The sequence below is a fragment of the Arthrobacter sp. UYCu712 genome (assembly GCF_040547005.1).
In the GTDB taxonomy this organism is placed as follows: domain Bacteria; phylum Actinomycetota; class Actinomycetes; order Actinomycetales; family Micrococcaceae; genus Arthrobacter.
On record NZ_JBEPOZ010000016.1, the window covers coordinates 89,108 to 97,675 of the forward strand.

The 8,568-nt window shown below is 66.9% G+C and carries 6 protein-coding genes; 4 read left to right on the forward strand and 2 right to left on the reverse strand.

Annotated elements, in window-relative coordinates; genetic code table 11:
• Position 1: 1 nt before the first annotated feature.
• The 4 genes from ABIB51_RS15515 (at position 2) to ABIB51_RS15530 (ending at position 6,223) form a co-directional block, all read left to right on the forward strand.
• A complete protein-coding gene (locus ABIB51_RS15515) occupies positions 2-2,863 on the forward strand; it encodes a molybdopterin-dependent oxidoreductase (RefSeq protein WP_354189539.1) in 2,862 nt (953 codons plus the stop codon).
• Positions 2,864-3,058: 195 nt separating this feature from the next.
• Positions 3,059-4,627, forward strand: coding sequence for an NCS1 family nucleobase:cation symporter-1 (locus ABIB51_RS15520; protein ID WP_502916147.1), 1,569 nt, complete (start codon positions 3,059-3,061; stop codon positions 4,625-4,627).
• 44 nt (positions 4,628-4,671) lie between these two features.
• On the forward strand, positions 4,672-5,415 hold the full coding sequence (locus tag ABIB51_RS15525; RefSeq protein ID WP_354189541.1) for an aspartate/glutamate racemase family protein: 744 nt from the start codon (positions 4,672-4,674) through the stop codon (positions 5,413-5,415).
• A gap of 28 nt (positions 5,416-5,443) precedes the next feature.
• Entirely contained in the window at positions 5,444-6,223 is a 780-nt protein-coding gene (locus tag ABIB51_RS15530) for an SDR family oxidoreductase (protein ID WP_354189543.1), read from the forward strand.
• Positions 6,224-6,521: 298 nt separating this feature from the next.
• On the opposite strand, the gene nboR is transcribed toward ABIB51_RS15530, so the two are convergent.
• Both nboR and ABIB51_RS15540 read right to left on the reverse strand, forming a co-directional pair.
• Entirely contained in the window at positions 6,522-7,130 is a 609-nt protein-coding gene (nboR, locus tag ABIB51_RS15535; RefSeq protein ID WP_354189545.1) for a nicotine blue oxidoreductase, read from the reverse strand.
• Between the two features lie 52 nt (positions 7,131-7,182).
• Positions 7,183-8,568: transketolase-like TK C-terminal-containing protein (locus ABIB51_RS15540; RefSeq protein WP_502916148.1), on the reverse strand; the 1,386-nt coding region annotated here is incomplete at its 5' end.

An 8,568-nucleotide genomic window follows, 5' to 3' on the forward strand; every position in this document is an offset into this window, starting at 1 on the left:
CATGGCAATCGAAATCAACGGCACCGCCATCCCGGCCACCCCCCGCCCCGGCCAGTGCCTGCGCACGTTCCTGCGCGAACAGGGCAACCTGGGCGTCAAAAAAGGCTGCGACGGCGGCGACTGCGGTGCCTGCACCGTCCACGTGGACGGCACCCCCGTGCACAGCTGCATCTACCCCGCCGTCCGCGCGGAGGGCAAGGCCGTCACCACCATCGAAGGACTCGCCCAGGGCGGTGCGCTGCACCCTGTGCAGGAGCAGTTCCTTGCCGAACAGGGTTTCCAGTGCGGCTTCTGCACCGCCGGCATGATGATGACCGCGGCCACGTTCGACGACGAACAGAAGGCCAACCTGCCCCGCAGCCTCAAGGGCAACCTTTGCCGCTGCACCGGCTACCGTTCCATCGCGGACGCAGTGTGCGGGACCCGCGACAAGCACAATCACGACGGCGGCACGGCAGGAGACGCGGTCCGTGCAGCTTCCGCAACCGGCTCCGCAGCCGCCGGCAGCACCGCCGCGAGCAGCGCCGCCAGCACGACAGCACCCCGGGCCGGGCAGCTCGGCGACAACGTGCCCGCCCCGGCTGGCCTCGGCGTCGTCACCGGAAACGCCCGCTACACACTCGATGTCCCGGCCGAAGAGCTCCAGGGCCTGCTGCACCTGAAGCTGCTGCGCTCACCCCACGCGCACGCCCGGATTGTTTCCATCGACAGGACGGCGGCGCTCCAGGTGCCCGGCGTGGTCGCGGTCTTCACCCATGAGGACGCCCCGGCGCAACACTTCTCCACCGCCCAGCACGAGCTCTACACGGACGATCCCGACGACACCCGCGTCCTCGATCACGTGGTGCGGTTCATCGGTCAGCGAGTTGCCGCCGTCGTGGCCGAATCCGTGGGTGCCGCCGAGGCCGGGGCCCGCGCCCTGCACGTGGAATACGAGGTGCTGGACACCGTCTTCAGCCCGCAGGACGCCATGCTCCCCGGCGCACCAGCCCTGCACGGGGACAAGGATGCCGTGAAGGCCCGGATCTCGCGCCCGCGGCAGAATGTGGTGGCCGAGCTGCACTCGGAACTGGGCAGCGTGGCGGATGGCTTCGCCGCTGCCGAGTTCATCCATGAGCACACCTACAGGACCCAGCGCGTGCAGCACGTCGCCCTGGAAACGCACTCCGCCATTGCCTGGCTCGATGAAGCAGACCGCCTCGTGGTCCGCACATCCAGCCAGGTCCCGTTCCTGGTCCGGCGCACGCTGGGCCGGGTGTTCGACCTGCCGGAGGACCGCATCCGCGTGGTGGCCGGACGCGTGGGTGGCGGTTTCGGCGGCAAGCAGGAAGTGCTCACCGAGGACCTCGTTGCCCTCGCCACGCTCTCGCTGCGCCGGCCCGTGCAGGTGGAGTTCACCCGCACGGAGCAGTTCACCGCCACTACCACGCGGCACCCCTTCACCATCAAACTCAAGGCAGGCGCCAGCACGGACGGGCTCCTCACCGCGCTGCAGCTGGACGTCGTCACCAACACCGGCGCCTACGGCAACCACGCCCCCGGCGTGATGTTCCACGGCTGCGGCGAATCGCTGGCCGTGTACAAGTGCGCCAACAAGAAAGTGGACGCGCATGCCGTCTACACCAATACCGTGCCGGCCGGGGCGTTCCGGGGCTACGGGCTCAGCCAGATGATCTTCGCGATCGAGTCGGCCATCGATGAGCTGGCCGTCGGCATCGGCATGGATCCCCTGGAATTCCGGCGCCGGAACATGGTGCGCGAGGGCGATGACATGCTCTCCACCAACCCTGAGCCCGAGGAGGACGTCCACTACGGCAGCTACGGCCTGGACCAGTGCATCTCCTTGGTGCGTGATGCGTTGGATCGCGGCAAGCAGCGCTACCGCGACGCCGGGCTCGATGACCTCGGCCCTGACTGGGTCACCGGGGAAGGTTCCGCGCTGTCCATGATCGACACCGTCCCGCCCCGCGGCCACTTCGCCCACACCCGCGTGAGCCTGCTTCCGGACGGCACGTTCGCGGCCGACGTCGGGACCGCCGAATTCGGCAACGGCACCACCACAGTGCATGCCCAGCTAGCCGCGACGGCGCTGTCCACCACGGCGGGCAAGGTGGCCGTGCGACAGTCCGATACCGACCTGGTGGAGCACGATACCGGTGCTTTCGGTTCGGCGGGGACGGTGGTGGCCGGCAAGGCCACGCTCCTGGCGGCCACCTCGCTCGCCTCCCGGATCATCACCGTGGCCGCGGCGCTGACCGGCGTTCCGGAGACCGAATGCGTGCTCGACGACGGCGGTGTGGCCTGTGCCGGACGGCGGATTCTGCTCGCGGACATCCACGACGCCGCGCGGCACCAGGGCGTGCAGCTCGCCGTTGAGGGCAACTGGGACGGGACCCCGCGATCGGTGGCGTTCAACGTCCACGGTTTCCGGGTGGCGGTCAACACCGGCACGGGGGAGCTGAGGATCCTGCAGAGCGTGCAGGCAGCGGACGCCGGCGTGGTGGTGAATCCGCGGCAGTGCCGCGGCCAGATCGAAGGCGGAATCGCGCAGGCGCTGGGCGCTGCACTGTATGAGGAGGTTCGGGTGGACGACGCCGGCCGGGTCACCACGGACATCCTGCGGCAGTACCACATCCCGTCCTTCGCGGACGTGCCGCGGAGCGAGGTCTACTTCGCTTCCACCAACGACCAGGTAGGCCCGCTCGGTGCGAAATCCATGAGCGAAAGCCCGTTCAACCCGGTGGCCCCGGCCTTGGCCAACGCCATCCGGAACGCTACGGGGGTCCGGTTCGCGGAGCTGCCGTTCGGACGGGACAAGATCTACCTGGGCTTGAAGAAAGGAGGGCCCGTCCACTCCCGCTGACGCCATTGCTGACCGTTTGTGACTGCCGTGATTCGGCGAACCCTTGACTGATGCGTGACCTAGGTCATACCGTTATTTCACTACTCGATACCCATTTTCCGCATTGTGGAAAAAGCAATGACGCTCCTGCCGGTAGTTTCGGCATAAATCCCACTGCTGAACACATGGAAGACATCTTCAAGAAGTGAGATCACAATGCAGACAACCCCGTTGACCGGCGTCGATCCGGCACCCGAAGCACCGGTGGACATGGGCAAAGCAGCCCACCCCTCCATGGGTGTCGACGCGCTATGCGATGCAGCCAGCGTCGCCTCCGGCCGCGCCATCAGCCCCACCCTCTACAACATCGACCTTGCCCCGACGAAGCGGGAAGGTCGCCGCTGGACCGCTTACAGCATTTTCACCCTGTGGGCCAACGACGTCCACAGCCTTGGCAACTACGCCTTTGCCATTGGACTCTTCGCCCTCGGACTGGGCGGCTGGCAGATCCTTCTCGCCCTGGGAGTCGGCGCCGTCCTGCTGTTTGCGCTTCTCAGCTTGTCCGGCTTTATGGGCGTCAAGACCGGTGTCCCGTTCCCTGTCATGAGCCGGATCAGCTTCGGCATCAGGGGCGCCCAAATTGCCAGCCTCCTGCGCGGGGCAGTGGCCGTGGCCTGGTTCGGCATCCAGACCTACCTTGCGTCCGTGGTGCTCCGGGTCATGATTGTGGCCATGGTTCCCTCGCTGCGGGAGCTGGACACCAACTCCATCCTCGGTCTGTCCACGCTGGGCTGGGTTTCGTTCGTGTCCCTCTGGATTGTCCAGCTGGTCATCGTCAGCTTCGGCATGGAGATGATCCGCAAGTATGAGGCCTTCGCTGGGCCCATCATCCTGGTGACCATGGCGGCCATCGCCGTCTGGATCTTCGTCGAAGCCGGTGGCGCCATCGCCTGGGCCGGGGACAATGCCCTCGAAGGCGCCGAAATGTGGCGCACCATCTTTGCCGGCGGTGCCCTGTGGGTGGCCATCTACGGAACGTTTGTCTTGAACTTCTGCGACTTTACCCGGTCCGCCGTCTCCAAGCAGGCCGTGGTGCGCGGCAACTTCTGGGGCATCCCTATCAACATGCTCCTCTTCGGCGCGATCGTGGTGGTCATGGCCGGCGGACAGTTCAAGATCAACGGCACCGTCATCCAGAGCCCGTCAGACATCGTCCAGACCATCCCGAACACCCTGTTCCTTGTTTTGGCCTGCCTTGCCCTGCTTATCCTGACCATCGCCGTGAACCTGATGGCCAACTTTGTGGCCCCCGTCTATGCCCTGACCAACCTCTTTCCGAAGCACCTGAACTTCCGCAAGGCGGCTTGGGTCAGCGGCACCATCGGCCTGATCATCCTGCCGTGGAATTTGTACAACAACCCGCTGGTGATCGTGTACTTCCTGGGCGGACTCGGAGCGCTGCTTGGCCCGCTGTTCGGCGTGGTGATGGCCGATTACTGGCTGCTGCGCCGCGGCAAGGTCAATGTCCTTGAGCTCTACTCCGAGGACCCGGCAGGTGCCTACTACTACAAGAAGGGTTTCAACCCCCGGGCCATCATCGCTATGGTGCCTGCTGCCGCCATTGCACTCCTGATCGCCTTTGTTCCGGCGCTGGAAGCCGCCGCGCCGTTCGCGTGGTTCGTCGCTGCCGGCATCGCCGCGGTGCTCTACTACGTCATCTCGGACCGCACCCAGCGGCTCGACGACGTCGACGGCGAGTCGATCGCCGTCGCCAGCACCCACTGACCAAAGCGCCAGCTGACCAACCCGTCCCGAAAGAGGAAAGCACCATGCGTATCCTTGTGGCCAACGTCAACACCACACAGTCCATGACCGACTCCATCGCCGCGCAGGCAAACCAAGCCGCGCTTCCGGATACGGAGATCGTGGGAATCACCCCGCGCTTCGGCGCGGACTCCTGCGAGGGAAACTTTGAGAGTTACCTTGCCGCGATCGCCGTGATGGACGCCGTGGTCAACTACCCGGAGCCGTTCGACGCCGTCATCCAGGCCGGCTACGGTGAGCACGGCCGCGAAGGGCTCCAGGAGCTCCTGGACGTTCCGGTGGTGGACATCACCGAGGCGGCCGCGAGCACCGCGATGTTCCTGGGCCACAAGTACTCCGTGATCACCACCCTGGACCGTGCCGTGCCGTTGATCGAGGACCGGCTGAAGCTGGCCGGCCTCGATGCCCGGTGCGCCTCGGTCCGGGCCAGCGGCATGGCCGTTTTGGAACTGGAGGAGGAGCCGGAGCGCGCTGTGGAGGCCATCATCGAACAGGCGCTGCTGGCCGTCCGCGAGGACAAAGCGGAGGTCATTGTCCTCGGGTGCGGCGGCATGGCCGGTCTGGACGAGGAGATCCGCCGGCGTGCGGGCGTCCCTGTGGTGGACGGTGTGGCGGCTGCCGTCACCATTGCCGAATCGCTGGTCCGGCTGCGGCTGAGCACCTCAAAAGTCAGGACGTACGCCACCCCGCGGCCCAAGAGAGTCATAGGCTGGCCCATAACGCCGGCGGAAGTGCCCGCTGCACCTTAGCCCGGCCATCAATTCAAGGAGCGACCCCATGACTGCAACCCACCGGCCCGCACATCCCCACCGGCCGGGGCCGGTCGCCGTCGTGACCGGTGCAAGTTCCGGGATTGGCAGGGCGGTGGCGCGGCTTATGCTGGCCGACGGGTACCGCGTGGTGTTGGCCGGCCGCCGTGAGGCTCCGCTGCTGGAGTCCGCGGCCGGCCACCGCCAGGCGCTGACGGTGCCCTGTGACGTGAGCGTGCCCGACGACGTCGAGCGCCTTTTCGCCGCGGCCCTCGGGAAGTGGGGGAGGGTTGACGTCCTGTTCAACAACGCCGGCGTGTTCGGCCCTGCCGCGTCGGTGGATGAAATCAGCGTGGCCGACTGGGACGCGGTGGTGGCGGTGAATCTGACCGGCTCCATGCTCTGCGCCGCCGCGGCCGTCCGGGCCATGAAATCCCAGGAGCCGCAGGGTGGCCGCATCATCAACAACGGGTCCATAGCAGCGCATTCGCCGCGGCCGCGGACGGTGGCCTACACGGTCACCAAGCACGCCATGACGGGTCTCACCAAGAGCATCGAGCTGGACGGCAGGGACTTCGGCATCACGTGCGGCCAGATCGACATCGGCAACACAGCCACGGACATCATGGGCACCATCGGCGTGGACTCCGGCGCCCTGCAGGCTGACGGCAGCCGCAAGGTGGAGCCCACGTTCCCGGTGCAGGACGCCGCGCGCGCCGTGCTCCTGATGGCAGGAATGCCGCCGTCGGCCAGTGTGGGCTCCGTGGTGATCACTGCTGCGGGAATGCCGTTCATCGGCCGGGGCTAACCAGGGGACTGACACCTTTTGCGCTGCGGACGCGGACGCCGCACCTATGAGGCGCTGACGACAGCGAAGGGCAACAAGGAAGTGGGGCCCACCTTAATCTTCTGTCGTCTTCAAGTGGGAAGACGAGCTCTATCGAAGACTTAGGATCAGGGCGTTCGAGGGCGAAATCACCAACCACGATTCCGCCATCACCCCTCGGCGTCGCGGCAGATCCGCGTTACACAGGAGGCGGCACACACGCGCTGCCGCGCCTGACGCTTCTTCCCACGCGGCAGGCGGGACGAAAGAGGCCGGACCGCTAATCGAGGAGGTGCAGCTGTTCGGGGGTGTCGAGGTCTTCGCCCCCGGAGAGGTCGGTGCAGTCCACGAGGTCTAGCAGTTCCGGGTGGGCCTGGAGGAAACGGCGTGCCCCGGCGTCGCCCGTTGCCGTTTCCGCGGCCTCAGCGCGGAGGCTGGAATCCAGGAGCAGCGGATGTCCCCGCCGGAGTTTTCCGTCGGTGCCACGGTAGGCGGCCGCCGTCACCCGGCCAGGCCTGTGGGATGCCAGCAACCGGGCGACGGTCTCGGTGGTCAGGCCGGGCTGGTCCACCAGCGCGATAAGCACATGGTCATCCGGGGCTGCCGCGGCGACTCCCGCCCGGAACGAACTTCCCATTCCGCCGGCCCAGTCCGGGTTGGCGATGACCCGGTGCCGGCTGAGATCGGTGGCGGCGTGGACCGTTGCCGCGTCCGCGCCGAGCACCGCCACCACTTCCCGGCAGCCACCCGCGAGCAGCACGTCTGCCAGCACTTCAACGAGCGTACGGCCGCGGAACCGGAGCAACGCCTTGGGGCCGAGCCCCAGCCGCGTCCCGGCGCCGGCGGCAAGCAGCACCGCCGTCGTGCGTTGATTGTCCAGGTCAGCCATCGCCCCAGTCTATCCAGCCAGATGCCGTCAACTGTTCTATGGATGAAGGGTGTCAGGCGTCGCCTCCGGCGCCGCCGGTGGTCCCGGCGTTGACGTCCAGAAGCTTGTAACGGTCCATCGCGTAGGCGGGCACGCCGCCGTCGACCTCTCCCCGGGAGGCCAGCAGCTGCAGCGTCTTGACGACAATCGAGTGGGTGTCGTTCTTGAAGAAGCGGCGTGCTGCGGCGCGGGTGTCGGAGAAGCCGAACCCGTCGGCGCCGAGCGAGGCGAACTGGTGCGGGAGGAACTGGCGGATCTGGTCCGGTACGGCCTTCATGTAGTCGGTGACTGCCACGATCGGACCGGTGGCGCCGGCGAGCTGCTGGGTGACGAAGGGGATGCGGGCGGGCTGGCCGGGGTTGAGGAAGGAGTCTTCCTCGGCGGCCATGGCGTCGCGGCGCAGTTCAGTCCAGGAGGTCACGGACCAGACATCGGCTGAGACGCCCCAGTCTTCGGCGAGGATCCGCTGGGCCTGGAGGGCCCACGGCACCGAGACGCCGGAGGCCAGGATCTGGCTCTTGGGTCCTTGAACGTCCGACGCCGATACCCGGTGGATGCCTTTCAACACACCGTTGACGTCGAGGTCCTCAGGTTCGGCCGGCTGGAAGATCGGCTCGTTGTAGACCGTCAGGTAGTACATGAGGTTCCGGTCGCTGCTGTCTTCGCCATACATGCGCTCCAGGCCGTCCCGGATGATGTGGCCCATTTCGTAGCCAAATGCGGGGTCGTAGGTGAGGACGGCCGGGTTGGTAGAGGCGAGGATGGGGGAGTGGCCGTCGGCGTGCTGCAGGCCTTCGCCGGTCAGGGTGGTGCGGCCGGCGGTGGCGCCGATGATGAACCCGCGGGTCATCTGGTCCGCGGCGGCCCAGAAGGAATCGCCCGTGCGCTGGAAACCGAACATCGAATAGAAGACGTAGACCGGGACCAGCGGTTCGCCGTGCGTGGCGTAGGACGTTCCGGCGGCGGTGAAGGCCGCGACGGCCCCGGCCTCGTTGATGCCCGGGTGGATCAGCTGGCCCTGTGCCGATTCTTTGTAGGCAAGGACCAGGTCCCGGTCCACGGACAGGTAGCCCTGGCCGTCCGGGTTGTAGATCTTCGCTGAGGGGAAGAAGGCGTCCATCCCGAACGTGCGGGATTCATCCGGAACGATCGGGACAATGCGGTGCCCGAATTTCTTGTCGCGGAGCAGGTCCTTGAGCAGGCGCACGAAGGTCATGGTGGTGGCGGCCTGCTGTTTCCCGGACCCGCGCTTGGCAATCTCATAGGTTTTGGGGTCAGGCAGCTCCACCGGGGCGTGGTCAGGCCGGCGCTCGGGGACGAATCCGCCGAGTTCCTTGCGGCGGCCCATCAGGTACTGGATCTCCGGGGAGTCCATGCCGGGGTGGTAGTACGGCGGCCG